The sequence below is a fragment of the Corynebacterium sp. 20-84 genome, assembly GCF_053479455.1.
In genome coordinates, this window is record NZ_JBRBCB010000007.1 from 134,279 (window position 1) to 154,598 (window position 20,320).

16 protein-coding genes are annotated in these 20,320 nt (G+C 64.2%); 13 read left to right on the forward strand and 3 right to left on the reverse strand.

Going from position 1 to position 20,320, the window contains the following annotated elements; genetic code table 11:
* Positions 1 to 45: 45 nt before the first annotated feature.
* From ACUY2Y_RS07035 to ACUY2Y_RS07055, 5 genes are all read left to right on the forward strand, one after another.
* A complete protein-coding gene (locus ACUY2Y_RS07035) occupies positions 46 to 609 on the forward strand; it encodes a YceD family protein (protein ID WP_210571708.1) in 564 nt (187 codons plus the stop codon).
* Positions 610 to 620: 11 nt separating this feature from the next.
* Positions 621 to 1,379, forward strand: coding sequence for a ribonuclease III (gene rnc / locus ACUY2Y_RS07040; RefSeq protein WP_448325391.1), 759 nt, complete (start codon positions 621 to 623; stop codon positions 1,377 to 1,379).
* Between the two features lie 9 nt (positions 1,380 to 1,388).
* Complete coding sequence (mutM, locus tag ACUY2Y_RS07045) at positions 1,389 to 2,243, forward strand: bifunctional DNA-formamidopyrimidine glycosylase/DNA-(apurinic or apyrimidinic site) lyase (protein WP_448325392.1); 855 nt, start codon at positions 1,389 to 1,391, stop codon at positions 2,241 to 2,243.
* Positions 2,244 to 2,304: 61 nt separating this feature from the next.
* On the forward strand, positions 2,305 to 3,855 hold the full coding sequence (locus tag ACUY2Y_RS07050) for an alanine/glycine:cation symporter family protein (RefSeq protein WP_448325393.1): 1,551 nt from the start codon (positions 2,305 to 2,307) through the stop codon (positions 3,853 to 3,855).
* Positions 3,856 to 3,880: 25 nt separating this feature from the next.
* A complete protein-coding gene (locus ACUY2Y_RS07055; protein WP_210571714.1) occupies positions 3,881 to 4,165 on the forward strand; it encodes an acylphosphatase in 285 nt (94 codons plus the stop codon).
* Between the two features lie 2 nt (positions 4,166 to 4,167).
* On the opposite strand, the gene ACUY2Y_RS07060 is transcribed toward ACUY2Y_RS07055, so the two are convergent.
* Positions 4,168 to 4,557 (reverse strand): helix-turn-helix domain-containing protein, encoded by a 390-nt coding sequence (locus ACUY2Y_RS07060; protein WP_448325394.1) that lies wholly within the window; start codon positions 4,555 to 4,557, stop codon positions 4,168 to 4,170.
* Between the two features lie 144 nt (positions 4,558 to 4,701).
* Between ACUY2Y_RS07060 and smc the strand changes: the two genes are divergently transcribed.
* The 3 genes from smc to ffh all read left to right on the forward strand — a co-directional run bounded on the left by smc (position 4,702) and on the right by ffh (position 11,695).
* Positions 4,702 to 8,169 (forward strand): chromosome segregation protein SMC, encoded by a 3,468-nt coding sequence (smc, locus tag ACUY2Y_RS07065; protein ID WP_448325395.1) that lies wholly within the window; start codon positions 4,702 to 4,704, stop codon positions 8,167 to 8,169.
* A 30-nt stretch (positions 8,170 to 8,199) separates the two neighbouring features.
* Positions 8,200 to 9,981 carry a signal recognition particle-docking protein FtsY gene (gene ftsY / locus ACUY2Y_RS07070; protein ID WP_448325396.1) on the forward strand — a complete coding sequence of 594 codons (1,782 nt, stop codon included), beginning with the start codon at positions 8,200 to 8,202 and terminating at the stop codon, positions 9,979 to 9,981.
* Between the two features lie 82 nt (positions 9,982 to 10,063).
* Entirely contained in the window at positions 10,064 to 11,695 is a 1,632-nt protein-coding gene (ffh, locus tag ACUY2Y_RS07075; protein ID WP_210571721.1) for a signal recognition particle protein, read from the forward strand.
* Positions 11,696 to 11,746: 51 nt separating this feature from the next.
* On the opposite strand, the gene ACUY2Y_RS07080 is transcribed toward ffh, so the two are convergent.
* Complete coding sequence (locus ACUY2Y_RS07080; RefSeq protein ID WP_448325397.1) at positions 11,747 to 14,020, reverse strand: acyltransferase family protein; 2,274 nt, start codon at positions 14,018 to 14,020, stop codon at positions 11,747 to 11,749.
* A gap of 367 nt (positions 14,021 to 14,387) precedes the next feature.
* Here ACUY2Y_RS07080 and rpsP point away from each other — a divergent pair, with 367 nt between their 5' ends.
* Complete coding sequence (rpsP, locus tag ACUY2Y_RS07085) at positions 14,388 to 14,918, forward strand: 30S ribosomal protein S16 (protein WP_448325398.1); 531 nt, start codon at positions 14,388 to 14,390, stop codon at positions 14,916 to 14,918.
* A 91-nt stretch (positions 14,919 to 15,009) separates the two neighbouring features.
* Entirely contained in the window at positions 15,010 to 17,028 is a 2,019-nt protein-coding gene (locus ACUY2Y_RS07090; RefSeq protein WP_448325399.1) for a hypothetical protein, read from the forward strand.
* 19 nt (positions 17,029 to 17,047) lie between these two features.
* Here the strand turns inward: ACUY2Y_RS07090 and ACUY2Y_RS07095 are convergent, their stop codons facing one another.
* The gene (locus ACUY2Y_RS07095) at positions 17,048 to 18,028 is read right to left on the reverse strand and encodes a DUF1963 domain-containing protein (protein ID WP_448325400.1); all 981 of its coding nucleotides are present in this window, start codon (positions 18,026 to 18,028) and stop codon (positions 17,048 to 17,050) included.
* Positions 18,029 to 18,071: 43 nt separating this feature from the next.
* On the opposite strand from ACUY2Y_RS07095, the gene rimM reads away from it, so the two are divergent.
* The 3 genes from rimM to rplS all read left to right on the forward strand — a co-directional run bounded on the left by rimM (position 18,072) and on the right by rplS (position 20,212).
* Entirely contained in the window at positions 18,072 to 18,572 is a 501-nt protein-coding gene (rimM, locus tag ACUY2Y_RS07100) for a ribosome maturation factor RimM (protein WP_448325401.1), read from the forward strand.
* A 5-nt stretch (positions 18,573 to 18,577) separates the two neighbouring features.
* A complete protein-coding gene (gene trmD / locus ACUY2Y_RS07105) occupies positions 18,578 to 19,744 on the forward strand; it encodes a tRNA (guanosine(37)-N1)-methyltransferase TrmD (RefSeq protein ID WP_448325410.1) in 1,167 nt (388 codons plus the stop codon).
* 120 nt (positions 19,745 to 19,864) lie between these two features.
* Positions 19,865 to 20,212: a 50S ribosomal protein L19 gene (gene rplS / locus ACUY2Y_RS07110; RefSeq protein ID WP_210571732.1), complete on the forward strand. Its 348-nt coding sequence runs from the start codon at positions 19,865 to 19,867 to the stop codon at positions 20,210 to 20,212.
* Positions 20,213 to 20,320: the final 108 nt, after the last annotated feature.

Below are 20,320 nucleotides of genomic sequence, written 5' to 3' on the forward strand. Positions count from 1 at the left end.
CTCCCGGGCCCGCAGGACCGACCGCGATGTATTGTGGGGTGCGTTATGGCTACTAATCCCTTTGTTGTGGACGTGTCGGAAGCCCAGCGTGGCGACGGGCTTCCGGTGACCACCACCTTGACCGGCCCGTCGCCGTCGCGCATCGGCCCGGAAATGATCGCCATCCCCGAAGGCCAAGAGATCACCGTCGAAGCGACCGTGACTCCGCTCGGCGGGGGCGTGCTCGTGGACGCTACGGCGAACGTCCAGCTCCAGGGGCACTGTGTCCGTTGTCTCCGTGAGCTCACGCCCACCGAGGAGATTTCCGTCTCCCAGGTGTTCTCCGGCTCCGACGACTTCATCACGGGAGACGACTCCGGTGAAGAAGATGACGGGTCAGGCGACGATGTCCCGGTGATTGTCGACGACACCGTCAACCTCGAGCAGGCGTTCATCGACGAAGTCGGCCTGAACTTGCCCTTCAACCCGGTGTGCGAGCCCGCATGCCCGGAAGACTCCGATGTTCCTTCGCCCGACGGTGTGTCCGGCGAACAGAACGATCTTGTGGACCCGCGCTGGGCTGGTCTGGAGAAATTCCTCGGCGGGGCCGAATCCGGCTCCGAGAAATAGCTGGGGGTCATGTGCCACGCGCAAAAAAGAACAAGATCCCAGGCGATCAGGCCTTGGCTGAGGCTTTCGCGGCTGTCGACCACACGCCGCTGCTGGACAAGCTCGGCGTCGACATCGAACCGGACAAGCTGCGTCTCGCATTGACGCACCGCTCGTTCGCGAACGAGCACGGCACGCTGCCGAATAATGAGCGCCTCGAATTCGTCGGCGACGCAGTGCTTGGTCTGACCATTGCGAATGCGCTATTCGAGAAATTCCCCTCGCGTCCGGAGTCGGACTTGTCGCCGATGCGCGCCCGCATTGTGTCGCGCTACGGGCTCGCGGAGGTCGCCCGCGAAATCGGCCTTGGCGCGCACATTCTGCTGGGTAAAGGCGAGGAGACGACCGGCGGCCGCGACAAGGACTCCATCTTGGCGGATACCACTGAGGCAGTGCTCGGCGCCATCTACCGCCAGCACGGTTTCAACCCCACCCGCGATGTCATCTTGCGCCTTTTCGCAGACAAGATCGACAATGCCCACTGGATCCAGGACTGGAAGACGGAGCTCCAGGAACGCGTTGCGGAGCTCGGCGGCAACCCGCCCGGCTACACCGCCACAGCCGAGGGGCCGGAGCATGAGCAAGTCTTTACCGCGCACGCGCTTATCGACGGCACCGACCGTGGTACCGGACGCGGCCACAACAAAAAGACTGCGGAGCAAAACGCTGCCCGAGAGGCGTTCTTCTTCCTCAAAGACCACCCGGAAACCGTCGCATTGCGTAAAGGGTAGGGAAGGGACGTGCCTGAACTCCCCGAAGTGGAAGTGGTGCGCCGTGGGCTCGACACCCACGTCGTTGGTGCGACATTCGGTGCCGTCGAGGTTTTGCACCCGCGCGCTATCCGCGGCAACGATGTCGATCTCGCCGAGGTCTTGCCGGGCCTGACGATTACCGGTACTGACCGCCGCGGCAAGTTCCTCTGGCTCACGCTCTCCGACGGCGCCGCGCTGTTAGTTCACCTGCGCATGTCCGGCCAGATGCTCGTCGGAAAGCCTGGCCTTGTCGATAGTCCGCACTTGCGTATCCGTGCGCAACTGTCGTCGGCAAGCGGCGTGCAGGAGCTCGCCTTCGTCGACCAGCGCACCTTCGGTTCATGGCAGTATGTTCCGCTCACCGCCCCGGCCCCCGGTGCTGGCCGACCCGTTCCCGCGACCATCCCTCATATCGCGCCCGACCCCTTCGAGCCCGATTTCGATGTCGTGGCCACCGCTCGCGCAATGCGCAAAAAGAACGTCGCGGCGAAGACGCTTCTTCTTGACCAGTCCGTGGTCAGCGGGATCGGCTCCATCTACGCCGACGAAGCGATGTGGGCCGCCGGCGTGAAACCCACCCGCAAGGGCAAAGCGATGCGCCAGCGCGATGCTGTGGCGGTACTCGAAGAATCCCGCGCCGTCATGGCTCGTGCGCTTGAAGCCGGCGGAACGAGTTTCGATTCGCTCTACGTCAATGTCAACGGTGCCTCCGGTTACTTCTCCCGCTCGCTCAATGCCTACGGGCAGGCGGGAAAACCGTGTGTGCGCTGCGGAACTCCAATTGAACGCACCGTAGTCAACGGCCGGTCGAGCTACTACTGCCCGGTGTGCCAGACGCGCTGACACACGACATAGCGCCACCAAAAATCGTTGGCGGGCCCCACTGGCATATAGAATTTCCGGCATGGAAAAACTCGAGCTGTTCGTGACGGACATCGTCAACGACAACCTGTGGAAGGTCATCCCGTTCCTGCTTCTGGCGGCGGGTGCCTACTTCGGCCTGCGCACCATTTTTGTTCAGCTGCGCATGGTCCCCGACATGTTCAAGGCAGTGGCGGAAAGCCCGAAGGGAAAAGACCGCGAAGGCCGGGACCTCGATGAGGAATACGGCGGCATTTCCGCCTTCAAGGCGTTCACCATCTCCGCAGCCTCGCGCGTGGGCACCGGCAATATCGCCGGTGTCGCGGTGGCGATCACGATGGGCGGCCCCGGCGCCGTGTTCTGGATGTGGATCATCGCCCTGGTTGGCGGTGCCACCGCGTTTGTCGAGTCGACCCTGGCACAGCTGTGGAAGACCAAGGACACCGATGGCAACTACCACGGCGGCCCGGCGTACTACATCACGCGTGGACTCGGTGAGAAGTGGAAGCCCCTGGCTGTCATCTTCGCCGTGGCTATCTCTTTCACCTACGGCTTCATCTACAACGCCATCCAGACCAACTCCATCGTCGAGGCAGTCGGCGGTTCCTTGGGCACCGACTCGAACATGATGAAGGCAGTCGTCGCCGGCATCGTCGCCCTTGTGACCGCGTTGATCATCTTCGGCGGTGTCACCCGCATCGCCAATGTTACCCAGGTCGTCGTCCCGTTCATGGCCCTCGCGTACATCATTCTCGGCATCATCGTGCTCACTGTGAACGCCAGCGAGATCCCCGGCATGTTCACCCTCATCGTCGAGCACGCGCTCGGCTTGAAGGAGATCGCCGGTGCGGCCGTTGGCGCCGCATTCATGAATGGCATGCGCCGCGGTCTGTTCTCCAACGAGGCCGGCCAGGGTTCCGCCCCGAACGCCGCCGCCACCGCGACGGTGTCCCACCCGGTCAAGCAGGGTCTGGTGCAGACCTTGGGCGTCTACTTCGATACCCTCATCGTCTGCTCCATCACCGCGTTCATCATTCTCCTCGGTCCTGCGCCGATGTACGGCGAAGAAGTGCAGGGCGCTACGCTGACGCAGTCCTCCTTGTCTGACTCGGTCGGCACGTGGGGTGCCCACTTCATCACGTTCATCCTGTTCTTCCTGGCCTTTTCCTCTGTGATCGGCAACTACTACCTCGCGCAGGCGAATATCGAGTACCTGACCGACAAGAAGTCCGTTCTCACCATTTTCCGTCTCGGCGTGATCGGCTTTGTCATCTTCGGCGCCTTCGGCTCCCTGCCGCTGGTGTGGGCTCTCGGCGACACGATGACTGCCACCATGGTCTTCATCAACCTGATCGCGATCGTCCCGCTCGGCGGCATCGCTTTCAAGCTGCTCAAGAACTTCAGTGAGCAGCGCGCCCAGGGCATCGACCCGGTCTTCCACCGCGATATGCTGCCGGAGCTGAAGAACGTCGAGTACTGGGATGGCTCTGATCCGGTCACCCGCCGCAGCGCGGAAGATCGCGTCACGGTCGATCAAGCACGCCGCGACGGCGCCGCAGAAGACACCGACGAAGGTGGCCTGACCCGCATCTAACGCGGCGAAAGCTAGTGTGGTGCCCATGAGCACCACACGCATGACAGCTTTCGTCACCGGCCACGTTCAAGGCGTCGGTTTCCGCTGGTGGACGCGCAGCCGCGCCCTCGAACTCGGACTGGCCGGTTATGCGAAGAACCTGCGCGACGGCCGCGTGGAAGTGGTGGCGGAGGGGGAGCAGGCAGACGTCGATAAGCTTCTTGCTCTGCTTGAAGAGCAACCCTCGACCGCCAAGCGTCCGGGCGAGGTGCGCGCCGTCGTGCCGCAGTACAGCGAACCGCGCGGCGCGACAGGCTTCGAAGAGCGCTAGGCCTACCGCCCCGACGACGCCGGTGCCGCAACCGTCTTCGACACCGAGACATACGGCGATGCCACGCGTGTGACATTGCTGCCCGGCTGATCGACGAGGATGCGCACGCGCGCGCCCGTCGCGCGCGCATAACGCTGAACCGTGGACAGCTGCGGGTCAGTCTCCCCGCGCTCGAAGTCAGATACTGCGGACTGGGTCGTGCCCATGGCGGCGGCCACCTGCTTTTGCGACAGGCCAGACTGCTTCCGCCCGTCGCGGAGCGTCTCCGTGACGGCGAGGCGTTCTTCGGCTTCGCTCATCGCAGCGCGCACTTCCGGGTCATCGAGGAGTTCGTCGAAGTCGAATTCCTCGGAATCGCCTGCGCGGTGCTCACTGTAGTCGTCGATATTCATGGCAGCTCCTTTGCTATCGGCTGTGACCGATAAGGCGCAATTTAATCGCCTCAGACCGATACTGCAATTCACTGCCGCCACACAGCCTGCTCGCCCTGGGATGACAGCCCCGAAGGGCGGAGCCGGTTCGGTAATATCAGCACAATGCACCTGACATCGCTGACGCTCAAAGGCTTCAAATCCTTTGCGTCTGCGACGACGATGAAATTCGAGCCGGGCATCTGCGCGGTCGTCGGGCCGAACGGCTCAGGCAAGTCCAATGTGGTCGATGCGCTCGCCTGGGTGATGGGCGAGCAGGGTGCGAAGAATCTGCGCGGCGGGAAAATGGAGGATGTCATCTTCGCGGGCGCGGGGGAGCGCAAGCAGCTCGGCCGCGCGGAAGTGACGCTGACATTCGACAACACGGACGGCCGTCTACCGATCGAGTACACGCAGGTAGCCATCACGCGCCGCATGTTCCGCGACGGCGCCAGCGAGTACGAGATCAACGGTGCCAAGGCGCGCCTCATGGACATTCAGGAGCTGCTGAGCGATTCGGGCATCGGCCGCGAGATGCACATCATCGTCGGCCAGGGCAAGCTCAACGAGATCCTCGAATCCCGACCGGAGGACCGTCGTGCGTTCATCGAGGAAGCAGCAGGTGTGCTAAAGCACCGCCGGCGCCGTGAGAAAGCGCAGCGCAAACTGACCGGCATGCAGGCGAATCTCGACCGCCTGACCGACCTCACCGACGAGCTGGGCAAGCAGCTCAAACCCCTCGCACGCCAGGCCGAAGCCGCGCAACGCGCCGCGACCGTCCAGGCAGATGTCCGCGACGCGCGTCTGCGCCTTGCGGGCCACAAGGTGGTCACTCTCAGGGCATCGCTTGACGACGCCGCCCGTGCCGCCCACCTCCACGCCCAGCACGTCGAATCCGTGACCGAAGAGCTGGCCGAAGCTGAATCGAACCAGGGCGAAGTCGAAAAGCTGCATTCGGTAGCCTCCGCGAATTCGGAACGCGCACAGCAGCTCTGGTTCGGGCTGTCATCTCTTGCCGAGCGCACGTCTGCGACACTGCGCATCGCCACCGAGCGTGCCTCGCATGTCGGCGACACCACCGAATACCGCGGCCAGGACCCCGACGAGCTGATCGCCCGTGCGGAGCGTGCTGAACAGCAGCACGCCGACGCACTCGCCGATTACGACAAAGCGGAAGCCCGCCGCGCAGAGATTGCAGCCCAGGTCGAGGAGCTCGCGGAAAAAGCCCGCGCCGCCGAAGCGGAGCATATGGCCCAGGTTCGCGCGATCGCCGACCGCCGCGAGGGCGTCGTGCGCCTGCTCGCCCAGGAGGAGAGCCAGGTCGCGGCAGTTGAGAGTGCGAAGCAGGAGATTGAGCGCCTTGCAGCCGCTGCCGACGAGACGCGCCGGCGTGCCCAGGACGCCGACGCGGAAGCACAGGCCGCCGCCGAGAAGGTCGCTGAGATCGCCCGTGGCCGCGAACCCCTTGAGAATGCCCACGTCCGCGCCGCCACTGAGGCCGATGCCGCCGAGCAGCGCTTGGAGCAGCTGCGCGCGGAGCAGAAGACACGAGAGAAAACGGTGTATTCGCTCTCGGCGCGCATTGCCACCCTCAGCGAGACCGCCCCTGTCGCTGAGGCCGCCGACGTTCTGGGTGAGACATTCTCTCCCGTCGCCGACCGCATGAAGCCGGACAAAGGCGTGGAGAAGGCGCTCGCGGCGGCACTCGGGTCCCATGCGGAAGCACTCGCCGGCGAGATCGATGAAAGCGTGGTTGCCGGAGAACTCGGCAACGCCTCCCGCGCCGTCGTGGTTGATACATCTGCTGGCGGCCAGTCGTGGCGTCTCGAAGGAACCCCGCCGGCCGGAACCACGTGGTTGCTCGACCACGTGAGCCTCAACGACGACGTCGTGGGCCCCATCACCCGCATCCTTGTCGATGTGGTGCTCGCCGACGACGTCGCCTCCGCGCGCCGGGCGGTTGCCGATGATCCACGTCTACGCGCAGTCACTCCCGACGGTGTCGTTGTCGGCGAAGGATGGCTCGCTGCGGGTTCCGGTGGCGCATCGAGCGTGGAGGTCGCTGCCCACATCGAGGCCGCCACAGCGGAACTCGAGCAGGCCCAGGCTGCGCTCGATGAACTGTCCGGCACCTTCGAAGGAGCGAAGATCGCGGCTGAGGAAGCGCGCGTGGTCGCCGCGTCGGCGAAGGCTGCGCTGAAGGAACACGACGCGCAGGCCGAGTCGTGGAAGCGCGACCACCAGCGCTTGGTCAAACAGACCGAGCAGGCGCAGAAACAGCACGCTAGTTCCGCGAAGCAGGCCAACGAGGCGGATATCCGGCTCAGCAGCCGCGAGAAATCTCTCGCCGAGACCCGCGACCGCCTCTCACGCGTGGAGCGGCCCGATTCCGACGAAGAGGCCGACGCGACCGCACGCGACGAAGCCAATGCTGCGCTCACGAAAGCCCGGTCGCAGGAAATGGAAGCGACGCTTGCCGCCCGTTCTGCTCAGCAGGCGGTGGATAACGTGGCGGGAAGGGGAGCGGCGCTGCGTCGTCAAGCGGAGCACGAGCGACAAGCGAAAGCGCGGCACGACGCGGCGATGGCACGCAAGCGCGCGCAAGCCGAGCTCGCCCAGGCGGTCGCGGAACACGCGCGCGACCTCGCCGCGAAAATCGGAGAATCGCTCGAGCGCGCCACGCAGCGCCGCGACACGCTTTCCGCCGACGTGAAACAGCTCGCCGCGCGCCAATCCCAAGCCCGCGACAAGGTCAGCGCGCTGCGCCAACAGCTCGCCCGCCTCGGCGACACTTCGCACGCCGCGGATATCGCGCGCGAGCAAGCGCAGGTCCGCATCGACGAAGCCGAAACCAAGATCGTCGAGCAGCTCGGCATCGCTATCGACGACTTGCTCGCCGACTACACGCCGGACGAGGACTTCGACGAAGCGGAAGAGAAAAAGCGCCTCAAGAAAGCGGAGAAGGATCTCGCCGCGCTCGGCAAGGTCAATCCGCTCGCGCTCGAGGAGTACAAGGCGCTCGAGGAACGCTACAGCTTCCTATCCACCCAACTCGCCGACGTGGTCCAGGCGAGGAAGGACCTGGCGGGGGTGATCGACGACGTCGATAGGCAAATCCTGCAATTGTTCACCGACGCGTGGCACGACGTCGAACGCGAATTCCCGCGCGTGTTCCAAACGCTGTTCCCCGGCGGCGAAGCGCGTCTGCTGCTCACCGACCCCTCCGACATGCTCACCACCGGCATCGAGATCGAGGCGCGCCCGCCCGGCAAGAAAGTCAAGCGCCTGTCGCTTCTGTCCGGCGGCGAGAAATCGCTCACCGCGCTCGCGATGCTCGTGGCCATTTTCCGCGCGCGCCCCAGCCCGTTCTACGTCCTCGACGAGGTCGAAGCCGCGCTTGACGACGTCAACCTCCGGCGCCTCATCGCCCTTCTCGAAGAACTCCGCGAGGACTCGCAGCTCATCGTGATCACCCACCAGAAACCCACGATGGATGTGGCGAATGTGCTCTACGGCGTCACCATGCGTGGCGACGGCGTCACCCGCGTCATTTCCCAGCGCATGAACCCCGCGCCGCGCGAGACTTCCGACTAGCCGTGCCCCGCGCTGCCAACTGGTGGCACTATGGGGGACATGATGAATTCAACTGTTCTGTGGGTCGTTATCGCCGTCGTCGTGGCGCTGCTCATCATTCTGGGCATCGTCATTGTCGTCGGCAACAACCGAAAAAAGTCGAAGACCGTCTCCTTTGAAAAGAAGGAGCCGGAACAGCAAAAAGAACTCACCCAGCAGGAGAAATCCGGCAACTACCAGGCCAAGGGCGGTTTCAATTTCGCGCCCGCCGGTGCACCGACAGCAGAAAAAGAGCCAGTGCGTGTCGACGAGCCGTTGAAGCGCGACACCCCTTCCACCTCCGCTAAGGCCGCGGGTGCTGGCGCTGCCGGCGTTGCTGCGGCAGGTGCTGCTGGCGCCGCCGCGTCCGTAAAGCCTGCTGAAAAAACGGATTCTTCTGACGTATCCGATACCGCCGATGCCACCGAGACCGAGCAGATCGCACCTGCACCGACTGCCGCGGACGAGGTCGACCCCGTTGAGCTCGGCGAGACCGAGACCGAAGTGATTGAGCCCGATCCGGCCGAGGTCGAGAAGGTTGAGCCGGTCGAGCAGGAGGACAAGTCCGGCGAGATTGCCGGAGCCGACCGCCCGGTCGAGTCCGAAGAGTCCTCCGATGCCTCCCAGGCTGACACCGAGGCAGAAGCACAGGAAGCGGCTGAGGCCGCGCGTTCGACTGCCGAGGCCGCTGAGGAAGCACGCGAGCAAACGCCGGCGCCGGAGACGGGTGCAGGCGCGGCCGCGGCTGGGGGAACAGCTGCTGGTGCAGCGGGCGCCGGTGCTGCGGCAGCTGCCGACGAGTCGACTGCCGAAGAGACCGAGGCCAGCGTCATCGAGACGGAGCCGGTGCCGGACGAGCAGCTCGACGACATCGAGCCGGCGGCGGGCCGCATCGGCAAGCTGCGTGGGCGCCTGTCGCGCTCCCAGAACGCGATCGGCCAGGGTCTGCTCGGCATTCTCTCCGCGGGCGACCTGGACGAGGACGCATGGGAGGAAATCGAGGACACGCTGATCATGGCGGACCTCGGCGCGGAACTGACCATGAAGGTCACCGAATCCCTGCGCGAGAAGATCGCTGAGCGCGGCGTGTCCAGCGAGGAAGAAGCGCGCGCCATGCTGCGCGAGACCCTTATTGAGGCGGGCAAGCCGGAACTGGATCGCTCCATCAAGGCGATGCCGAATAACGGCAAGCCGGCAGTCATCCTCGTCGTCGGTGTCAACGGCACCGGCAAGACCACCACGACCGGCAAGCTGGCGCGCGTGCTCATCTCCATGGGTCACAGCGTGGTGCTCGGCGCGGCGGATACTTTCCGTGCAGCCGCAGCAGACCAGCTGGAGACCTGGGGCCGCCGCGTGGGCGCTTCCACCGTCCGCGGCAAGGAAGGCGCAGATCCCGCGTCCGTCGCTTTCGACGCGGTCAAGACCGGTGTGGAGCAGCAGGCTGACGTCGTGCTCGTCGACACCGCAGGCCGCCTGCACACCTCCACCGGCCTGATGGACCAGCTGGGCAAGGTCAAGCGCGTTGTGGAGAAGAAGTCTCAGGTCGACGAGGTTCTGCTGGTGCTCGACGCCACCGTTGGCCAGAACGGCCTGACCCAGGCGCGCGTGTTCAAGGACGTCGTCGAGATCACCGGCGTCGTCCTGACCAAGCTGGACGGCACCGCCAAGGGCGGCATCGTCTTCCAAGTCCAGGAGGAACTTGGCGTGCCAGTCAAGCTCGTGGGCCTTGGCGAGGGCGCGGACGACCTCGCACCGTTCGAGGTGGAGGGCTTTGTCGACGCGCTGCTCGGCTAGAGCACAGGCAATGTGATTCAGGTGGTGGGGAACAGCTAGGCTGGTTCCCACCACTTTTTCGATATCTAAAGGGAGCTTTTTCGTGTTCGAGTCATTGTCCGACCGCTTGCAAACAGCGCTCAAAGGTCTGCGCGGCAAGGGCAAACTCACGGAAGAGGACATTAACGCCACCGCCCGTGAGATTCGCATCGCCCTGCTCGAGGCCGATGTCTCCCTGCCTGTTGTCCGCGCATTCATCAAGCGCGTCAAGGAGCGTGCGCTCGGCGCGGATGTCTCGGAGGCGCTGAACCCGGCGCAGCAGGTCATCAAGATCGTCGACGAGGAGCTCACCAATATCCTCGGCGGCGAGACCCGCCGCCTTAACTTGGCGAAGAACCCGCCGACCGTGATCATGCTCGCCGGTCTGCAGGGTGCGGGTAAGACGACGCTGGCGGGCAAGCTCGCCATGCACCTGTCCAAGCAGGGCCATACTCCGATGCTGGTGGCCTGCGATTTGCAGCGCCCGGGGGCGGTGCAGCAGCTGGAGATCGTCGGCAAGCGAGCTGGCGTACCCACCTTCGCGCCGGACCCGGGTACCTCCCTCGACTCGAGCGAACATGAAATGGGCACGTCCCACGGTGACCCGGTCGCGGTGGCCACCGAGTCGATCGAAGAGGCCCGCCGCACGCATGCGGACGTGGTCATCATCGATACCGCCGGCCGACTCGGTATCGATGAGACGTTGATGACGCAGGCGCGCAATATCCGCGATGCCGTCAACCCGGACGAGGTCCTCTTCGTCATCGACTCCATGATCGGCCAGGATGCTGTCGCCACCGCGCAGGCCTTCGCCGACGGCGTCGATTTCACTGGCGTTGTGCTGACCAAGCTCGACGGCGATGCCCGCGGCGGTGCCGCCCTGTCCATTCGCGAGGTCACGGGCAAGCCGATCCTGTACGCGTCCACGGGCGAGAAGCTCGAGGACTTCGACATCTTCCACCCGGACCGCATGTCCAGCCGCATCCTCGGCATGGGCGACCTGCTCTCGCTCATCGAGCAAGCTGAGGCGACGATGGACCAGCAGAAGGCGGAAGAAGCCGCCATGAAGCTGGGCTCCGGTGAGCTGACACTCGAGGACTTCCTCGACCAGCTGCTGATGATCCGCCGCATGGGCCCGATCGGCAACCTGCTGAAGATGATGCCGGGCGGCAAGCAGATGAACGAGATGGCCGACATGGTCGACGAGAAGCAGCTCGACCGCATCCAAGCCATCATCCGCGGCATGACACCGGCGGAGCGCGAGAACCCGAAGATCCTCAACGCGTCGCGCCGCAAACGCATTGCGAACGGTTCGGGCGTCACCGTCGCCGAGGTCAACCAGCTCGTCGAGCGCTTCTTCGAGGCGAAGAAGATGATGGGCAAGATGGCCAGCCAATTCGGCATGGGCGGAATGCCAGGCATGCCAGGTATGGGCGGCCGTTCCGCGACGAAGAAGAAGCCGAAGGGACGCAAGGGCAAAAACGGCAAGCGTAAGCCCGCGAAGAAGCGCGGCGGCGGCCCGAAGATGCCGGGCATGCCGGGGATGGGCGGCATGCCAGGTATGCCGGGCATGGATCAGCTCGATCCCGCTCAGCTGAAGAAGATGCAGGAGCAGCTGCCGCCGGGCATGGACGGCATCGATCTGAACAACCTCGACTTCGGCGAAGCCATGAAGCGCATGGGCAAGGGCAAATAAGTCCCCCAGTCACCTCCTCCCGCAGGCTAGTTCGGCCTGCGGGAGGATTTTTTATTGGTCGCCGAGCTCAGGCAAAAGGTCGGGGTTCGCTTCAACGCTTGGCTTGCCGACGTCTCCCGCGTCCACCCCGTTTTCCTGCTTCCCCGCAGGGACACCCTGTTCCGGATCGAGCGCGGGGCCGTCCTCGAGTCCGTCCACCTGGGTCCCCAGAGCCGCGAAGACCTCTTGGAGCTTGGCCCACAGCAGTGGGGCAGTGGTCGCCGCGTACGCGTTCGAGACGTGGTTCTGGTCGCGGTAGACGTACACGTTGCCGATGATCGGCGGGCAGAATTCGTCGTCGCAGAACCAGTCAGCGGTATCGAGACCCCACTGCTTGTTTTCCGGGAAGAGGTATTCGACAGACGGATCCACGTCACCGTAGACGGTGTCGCGCAGTGTCGAGCAGGCTTCGAAGTCGTTGCCGGCGATCAGGCACTCGTTCGGATCCATGTGCTGGCCTTCGCGGCTGAATACCCACGGGTTGTCGCGCAGACCGAGGAACGGAATGTCGTTGGCCTGGAGTTCCTCCCAGACGGTGGCATACGAGCTCGGCACCATGTCGGGGCCGGGGCTGCCCTCGCCAGCGCGGCCCTCAGGGCGCGTGGCAGTGGAAATGGTCAGATCCGGGTCCATCTCGATGATCCGGTCAAACGCCAGACGCGACCACTCCGCGCACTCCGGGCTCACGGTGTCGAGGTCGTCGAGGATCAGCGGGCACGACTGGCGCACCATCGGCATCACCTTGAAACCGTGCTCTTTACCCAGTTGGTCGAGCGGGATCAGCCAAGGCTCCGAGTGGGAGCCTCCGAAGAGCACGACGGTGGTCTCCGCCTCCGGGTCGCCCCACACGCAATGCGGCCCCGGCAGCATGTCCGCCGGCTGATCCATGAAGATGACGCAGTTATCGTCGGCAGTCGGCGGCCAGATGTCCACGATCAAATTCGGGTCGGGCTGCGGCGGTGCCTCGGGGACTTCCGCGCCGAAGTGCGCCATCGCGCCCGGGTAGCTGTCGGAGGCGAGCGTGAGGTCCGCGTCATTCACCTGGCGGGCGTAGACCGGCTGAATCGCCAGCAGGCCCAGAAGCAGCGCACCGATCAGGGCGCCGCCGACGGCGCGGCCGCGACCTTCGCTCGTCGTCAAGCTTGCTTTCGCATTTTGCACAGGCGTGTCGCCCGCTTTGGGACGCTTGCCGTGCTGGCGCAGCGGATCCTCAACCAAGGTGTACGTGAGGTGCGCGAGACACAGCGACAACGCGATGACGAGGATCCCGAGCCCCACCGTCGGCGTCGGGCGGCCCGACTTCACGGTGAACAGAATCAGCAGCGGCCAGTGCCACAGGTACAGCGAATACGCGACCTTACCCAGCCACAGGATCGGACCCGACGACAACACGCGCGCCACCGGCTGATCCGGCCCAGCCATGACCACAAGCGCCGCACCCAGCAACGGGATCAGGGCAGCGGGGCCGGGGAAAGCCAACGAGGTGGTGATGATCGCGCCCGTCACCGCGATCGCCGTGACACCGAGACCCGCCGCCACGCCGCGGAATTTCTCCGGAATGAGGTTCGTCACCGGCAGCATTGCCAGCAACGCGCCGAACGCCAGCTCCCACAGACGGGACGGGAACTCGTAGTAATTCTGCGGCGTGCCCACCAAGCCGTGGCGCGACGCGTACGCGAAGGACGCCACCGCCAGCACCGCAAGTAGAGTGATGATGCCGCGGCGCAGCTTCGTGTTGCTCACCCCGACGCGTGAGGCCAAAAACGCCACGATGATGCCCACCGTGATCGCGAAGACATAGAACTGTCCCTGCACACTCATCGACCACAAGTGCTGCAGCGGAGATGTCTCCGCGCCCGCCGCCGCGTAATCGAGGTTCTGCGCCGCCAGCTCGTAGTTTTGGAAGTACAGCACCGCCGCGGTGAACTGCCGCGCGAGGTCCTGGCTCATGATCTCCGGAGTCAACCACCGGATTCCCGCGAAGATCGCTGCGAGTACCACCGCCAGCGCCGGCAGCAAACGCCGCGCCGTGCGCCAGAACGGCCACCACGGATTCAGTGAAGGGTTCGGGCGCATCGCGTAACGCAGCTGCGACCCCATGAAGAAGTAGCCCGACAGCAGCAAGAAGACGTCGACGCCGCCCGAGACGCGACCGACGAACACGTGGAACAGCACCACCAAGCCGATGGCGATGCCGCGCAATCCGTCGAGATCCGTGCGGTACGCCTGCTTTTTCGGTGCCGGTTTCGAGTCCGTGGTCTGCTGAGCGGTAACCGTGGTCGTCATTGCGTCAAAATCCGTAATGTAGGGGAAGAGGAAGAGACATAGTTTCACTATCGAAGCTGGTTGCCTCTATTTCTTTCTGGGTGTTCCGGGGAAGACCTTACCGCCGGGAAGGCGGAAATCCGTTAACCCCCACGTCGTTTTGGTGTGGCGGTGCACGCGGGGGTAGTGTATTGCAGGTTGACGCGCGCCAGGTGCGCGCTGAAACACCAAGCTGCGTTAGCGCCGGATCCGGCACACTTCCCTAAAAAATCGGAAGTCCCACCGCCCGGCCGTAGTCACACGCAGGTGAAACTCAAGGGTTGAACCGGCCCGTCGATAAGCGGCGGGTGTCTGAACTGCCCAGTGACCTAAGTAAAGGACTTTCAACATGGCTGTAAAGATCAAGCTGCAGCGCGTGGGCAAGATCCGCAACGCCCAGTACCGCGTTGTCGTCGCTGATGCCCGCACCCGTCGCGATGGCCGCGTCATCGAGAACATCGGCATCTACCACCCGAAGGAAGAGCCGTCGCTCATCAAGATCGATTCCGAGCGCGCTCAGTACTGGCTCGGCGTCGGCGCGCAGCCGACCGAGCCCGTCGCTGCACTGCTCAAGGTGACCGGCGACTGGCAGAAGCACAAGGGTGAGGAAGGCGCCGAGGGCACCCTCAAGGTTGCCGAGGAGAAGCCGTCCAAGCTCGACCTGTTCAACCAGGCTCTCGAGGAAGCTTCCAACGGCCCGACCGCCGAGGCCATCACCGAGAAGCGCAAGAAGGCCAAGGAAGAGGCAGAGGCTAAGGCAGCTGCCGAGGCTGAGGCTGAGGCCAAGGCTAAGGAAGAAGCCGAGGCCGCAGAGGCTGAGGCTGAGGCTGAGGACACCCCGGCCGAGGAAGAGAAGGCTGAGGAATCCGAGGAGAACTAAGCTCCCCGCACTCGTGCCCGTACACCACACGGTGTGCGGGCATTTTGCTTATCGACGTCACGCCTCGTCCCGCCCACGTACCGTGGCAGACATGCCGATCACGCTGCACATCTTGAAACCGCCTGCGTCCGTCATCGCCGTGCACCACGAACTGGTCAACGCCCTTTATTCCGCTGACCTTGATCTACAACACGTTCCCGACCCGTCAATGCGGGATGCCGCCGCGAAGCTGAGCCAGATCGTGGGGTACGAGGTCCCCGCCCACAAAGTCATCACTCTGGAGATCGATCCGGCAAACGCTGACCAGCAGATCGGGCAGATTGAGCACCTGGCGTTCGTCGATAAGCTCCTTGTTTTTCTCGGCGATGCGGGCTTGTACGTCAACGCGTCCGGCGAGGATCTCCAGGAGACGTTCGTGCCGGTCCAGATGACCAGCTCGACTGGCACGGTGTGGCGCCAAGTCGGGGAGCGCACCGTCGACATCGCTTTCGAGGACGCTTTGCGCGCACCGGATCCTGTCGGGGCGTGGATCCTCGTTGTGACGACGTACGGGAAGGTGGACACCTACGGCGGTTCGCTCAGCATGCGGCTTGAGTCCGATGGGCAGTGGACCTTGACTCTGCGCTACGCACCGAGCGAATCCGGTGGGCAGAAGCCCGCCCAGACCCTGCGTGTGCCCACCTACGAGGAGGCGCGGGCCATCCTGCTGGCGTTCGCCGACATCTGCGAGGAGATCCACGAGCTCGACTGGCGGGACGCCACGCCCGGCGAGGCCACGCTCCGCCCGATGGCGTACCTGCAGAACATGCCGCTGCGCCGCCTCGACGCCGTCGCCGACCTGCCCGCAGGCACCATGATGCGGCTCCGCAACTTGAGTTGGGGCGAACTGCGCTACGGCCGTGACGCCAGTGGTGCATGGAACGCCACAGAAACCGGCCTTTTGGGTGTGCGTATCAGCCGAGATTTCGACACGCTCGATGAATTGATGGTGCTTGTCTACGCATACGTGACCGGACAAGGCAACGAAGTTTCAGAGATGATGCAGAATCATTCCCGGGCGCGCACCGAATTCGTCTGGGATAGAGACGTGGTGGAGGCCACCGCCATGGTGCTTCCTGAACGCAGCGCCCCGTTCATGAACTCGACCATCCGCTTTCTCCACCACAACCGTGCCTGCCGTAACCGTCCCGCCTCAGCGCAGATGCGCGACTTCGTCGACAGCGTCAACCGTGAACTGGCTGACTTTCTCGTTGACGGTCCTGCAGAGCCAGCAGACCTGACGAGCCTGCGGTTGCGCAATCCCGGCGCCATACCTCAGCTTTACGCCCTCGCTAAAAGAAGTGGCGTTTCTGTCGTGGTTCACGGCGACCACGTCTTATACAACTCCTCCGGCGAGTACAAGCAAGCGTCTGAACCCGATCCAGCCGTGGTGTTCAACAACGGCCTGCCGTTTCTCGGGTGGAAAGTCCCTTCACTGAACGCGTTTACGGAGGCAATCGGGAAAGTCGCCGCTGGGTGCGTTCTCTCCGTCCTTGTCGAGGGCCCCTTCGGCACCCGCGGTCACCGCGCTGATTACCAGACGATGATCTTTGACAAAGAGGGGCAGCTCACCACCACATTGCTTTACCCGGACGGCACCTACTTCGAGCGCGACAACGATAGCCTCGACGATGTCTCGTGGATCTACTCCATCGCAGGAGATTTCAAACGCATCACGGACCCGTCCCTGTGGGAGCGGTCCGGCAAAGTGCAGGTAGAGGAAAATCGCCGTCTACTGCACGTTCTGAAGATCGGGCCCACTGAGTCTGCCGGAAGATTCCACCCCGTGGCGATCGAAAGAATCCTGAGTGACGGGTTGAACAACGCTGGTGACCGGTACTGCATTCTCGACGTCACCGGCGATGACGCCTTCGTCGAGGTTCGCCGCGTCGACCAGGAGGAGGATGTCTTGCCGTATATCGTCGAGGCCCATTACGTCGGCGATGACGACGTGACCCGCAATTATTCATTCCGTTTCGCCGACCTCCAGGTCGCAATGCGTGCCGTGTCCGACTTCGTCGCGGGTGATATGGACCAGGTCTTGGCGGAAGCAGGTTTCTTTAAACTGTGATCTCCGCCCTGGGGGCGGGCTATCCGCAGTCCCAGCCGAAGAACACCCGGTCGAAATTGCGGGCAGCCAGATCGTCGGGGTGGATGAAGAAATTGCCGTAGCCGCAGTCGCCGAACATGATGTTCTCGCCGTGGGACACCGTGGCGAGGAGCACCTCCGGGTCCCCGGGGGAGAGCATGCAGTCATTGACCCATTTCGGGTAGCCGCCCAGGCGGGTGACGTCGGCGCTTTCGTAGCGCACCGGCTCGAGAAGGTCCTCGGCAGAAGGGTCGAGGGTGTAGCCGTCGCGTTCGGCGCGGGCGACGGCGTCGTCGACAAGCTTCTGCATGTCTTCTCGCGTTGCGCTGATTGTCTCTACAGTGGTCGTGTCGCCGTCGACGGTGCGGACGACGACGAAGAACGGATTCGCGTGCGACCCGTGGATGTCCATGTAAGCGGCGCCTTTCCGCAACAGTGCATGCGGTAGACGCTTGTCGACGACGCAGCTGACGTATTCTTTCGACTCGCTAGTGGCGGTGTGGCGCGTCAGAATGCCGTCGATCGTGGTGGCTTCTGTCTGGTCGTAGGCGGGGTGGTCGTCTTCCTCCGCGGCCTCCTCGGGGAGCTCGCCGACGTGGGGCGCCGAAATATCCTCGATGTAGCGGGCGAATTGCGTGGGCTCGCCGCTTTCGCGGGGATCGACGTAGGAGGGGTTGATGAAGACTCCGCCCCAGCCGGGCTCGTTCGGGACGAAGAGCTGGAGCATCCCGGTGGTGGGGAAGTCGGGCAGCGGAGGGAATTCCTCGAAGTTGAACTGGGCGATGAAGAGCATCGGTTTCCCGTCGCGGACCGGGTACGGCGCGTGCTCCGGCAAATAGGGGGTGCCGCAGATCTTGGAGGTGGTGGGAGTATCGGGCCGCTCGGTCTCCTCGAAACGGATGGAATGGCGGACAGGAAGGGAATCGAAGGAGTATTTGTATTCGAACTTTGAGACTTGCGTCTTATCGCTCTCCATGCTCATGGCCCCGAGCGTAACGGTAAATGGCGCTGGTAGCCTGAGCTGCATGGAAATCCGGATTGGCAGGGTTGTGAAGTCGCACGGCGTGCGCGGCGAGGTCGTCGTGGAGCCGCTCGCGGACGACGAGGACGTCTTCTTCGCGGTGGGCGAGGTACTGCACGGCCGCCAGGCGGGCAAGGAACAGGACCTGACCATTGCGGCGGTGCGCCCGCACCAGAAGCGCCTGCTGGTCACATTCGAGGAGGTCGCCGACCGCACGGGCGCGGACTCGTTGCGGGGCACGCAGTTCTTCGCGGAGCCGCTCGAGCGCGACGAGGATTCGGACGAGTACTACGACCACGAGCTCATCGGCTTGCGCGTGCTTATCGACGGCGCCCACGTAGGCGACGTCACCGGTGTGACTACCATGCCGAACCGGAAGCTGCTCGAGGTGGACTACAACGGCAAGGAGGTCCTGATCCCGTTCGTCATGGATATCGTGCCGGAGATCGACTTAGACGAGGGCTACCTGGTTGCCACCCCGCCGGAGGGGCTGCTGGAGCTGTGAGTGCGATGAGGCTGGACGTCGTCACGATTTTCCCGGATTATCTCAACCCGTTGCGCCACGCCCTGCTGGGCAAGGCGATCGAGCAGGGGATTCTCTCCGTCGGCGTGCACGACCTGCGCGACTGGGCGACGGGCAACCACAAGTCCGTCGACGCGCCGCCGCTCGGCGGGGGACCGGGAATGGTCATGCTGCCTGAGGTGTGGGGCAACGCTCTCGACGAGATCGCCGCCGGCCGCGCCGGGACACAGCTCGACACCGCCGCCGCACACCGCAATGACAAGCTGCGCCACGACGATGTCGCACGTGTCGCGCCGCGCCCGTATGCAGCCGATACCGCTGGGGATGCGGACAAGCCCTTGTTGCTCGTCCCGACCCCGGCCGGACAACCGTTCACGCAGGCTGACGCGCAGGCGTGGTCGCGGGAGGAGCACATTGTTTTCGCGTGCGGCCGCTACGAGGGCATCGATCAGCGGGTGTTCGAGGACGCGGAAAAGAACTACCGGGTGCGGGAAGTCTCCATCGGGGATTACGTGCTGATCGGCGGGGAGGTAGCAGTGCTCGTCATCGCCGAGGCCGTGACACGTCTCATTCCCGGCGTGCTGGGCAACACCGAAAGCCACGAGGAGGACAGCTTCTCCGACGGGCTGCTCGAAGGACCGTCGTACACGAAGCCGCGGACGTGGCGCGGGATCGATGCTCCGGAGATTCTCCTGTCAGGCGACCACGGCAAGATCGCGCGCTGGCGCCGCGACCAGTCGCTGGGGCGCACCCAACGCGTGCGCCCCGACCTGATCGAGCGAGCGCGCGCAGAAGGCACCCTCGACAAAGACGACCTGTTCACGCTCGACGCGCGCGAGGTGTCCACAGACATCGGCGTGATCATGAGCGCCACCGCGTGGGAGAAGCACCAGAACAAGGTGGCCAAGAAGCTCCGGCGCGCAGGCTACCCGGCGGAGCGTATCGACGCCCAAGTCATGGACACCAGCTGCCAGCCGGACAACGTGGTGGTCAACCAGTTCCTCGCGGCCGAAGACGGGCCGCTGCTCGACCCCGTCTACCGCGTTGTCGTGCAGGGCCGGACGACGCTGACGCCGCAGCAGGCCACGCGGGCTGTGGTGAGCGCTTTGCCGGGGGTCGAATATTGGTATGGGTCGACGGTGGAGCGTCGATAAGCGGATTTTGGAAGCTTCCGGCCCTTATGCAAGAATGTTTGGGTCATGTAGCCGACACGAACCAGTCGAGCGCTTTGCGCCGCTAGGGTCCTCTGTCCAAATCTGAAAAGGAATTCTGCCATGTCCAACGGCATTATCGACAAGGTCGACGCAGGCCAGCTGCGCGACGACATCCCGGACTTCCGCCCCGGCGACACCCTTGGCGTCCACGTCAAGGTCATCGAGGGCAACGTCACCCGTACCCAGCTCTTCGAGGGCTTCGTTGTCCGCCGCCAGGGCTCTGGCATCCGCGAGACTTTCACCGTCCGCAAGATCTCCTTCGGCATCGGTGTGGAGCGTACCTTCCCGGTTCACTCCCCGAACATCGACCGCATCGAGGTTCTGCGCCGCGGCCGCGTCCGCCGCGCGAAGCTGTACTACATGCGCGATCTGCGCGGTAAGGCAGCTCGCATCAAGGAGCGTCGCTAATCGACGTCCCGCGCCCCCTCCCATTCCCACCGAACTCACGGTGAACGGGAGGGGGCGTTTCGTTTTCACGCTGATAAGGTGATGTGCCGTGACTGAATACGCCCGCCC

Bases quoted from the DNA above. Each gene is read 5' to 3' on its own strand.
- smc (WP_448325395.1), top strand. From the start codon at position 4,702: ATGCACCTGACATCGCTGACGCTCAAAGGCTTCAAATCCTTTGCGTCT.
- ACUY2Y_RS07035 (WP_210571708.1), top strand. From the start codon at position 46: ATGGCTACTAATCCCTTTGTTGTGGACGTGTCGGAAGCCCAGCGTGGC.
- ftsY (WP_448325396.1), top strand. From the start codon at position 8,200: ATGGGGGACATGATGAATTCAACTGTTCTGTGGGTCGTTATCGCCGTC.
- trmD (WP_448325410.1), top strand. From the start codon at position 18,578: ATGAGGCTGGACGTCGTCACGATTTTCCCGGATTATCTCAACCCGTTG.
- ACUY2Y_RS07055 (WP_210571714.1), top strand. From the start codon at position 3,881: ATGAGCACCACACGCATGACAGCTTTCGTCACCGGCCACGTTCAAGGC.
- rplS (WP_210571732.1), top strand. From the start codon at position 19,865: ATGTCCAACGGCATTATCGACAAGGTCGACGCAGGCCAGCTGCGCGAC.
- rpsP (WP_448325398.1), top strand. From the start codon at position 14,388: ATGGCTGTAAAGATCAAGCTGCAGCGCGTGGGCAAGATCCGCAACGCC.
- ACUY2Y_RS07090 (WP_448325399.1), top strand. From the start codon at position 15,010: ATGCCGATCACGCTGCACATCTTGAAACCGCCTGCGTCCGTCATCGCC.
- rimM (WP_448325401.1), top strand. From the start codon at position 18,072: ATGGAAATCCGGATTGGCAGGGTTGTGAAGTCGCACGGCGTGCGCGGC.
- ACUY2Y_RS07080 (WP_448325397.1), bottom strand. From the start codon at position 14,020: ATGACGACCACGGTTACCGCTCAGCAGACCACGGACTCGAAACCGGCA.
- ACUY2Y_RS07050 (WP_448325393.1), top strand. From the start codon at position 2,305: ATGGAAAAACTCGAGCTGTTCGTGACGGACATCGTCAACGACAACCTG.
- ACUY2Y_RS07060 (WP_448325394.1), bottom strand. From the start codon at position 4,557: ATGAATATCGACGACTACAGTGAGCACCGCGCAGGCGATTCCGAGGAA.
- ACUY2Y_RS07095 (WP_448325400.1), bottom strand. From the start codon at position 18,028: ATGAGCATGGAGAGCGATAAGACGCAAGTCTCAAAGTTCGAATACAAA.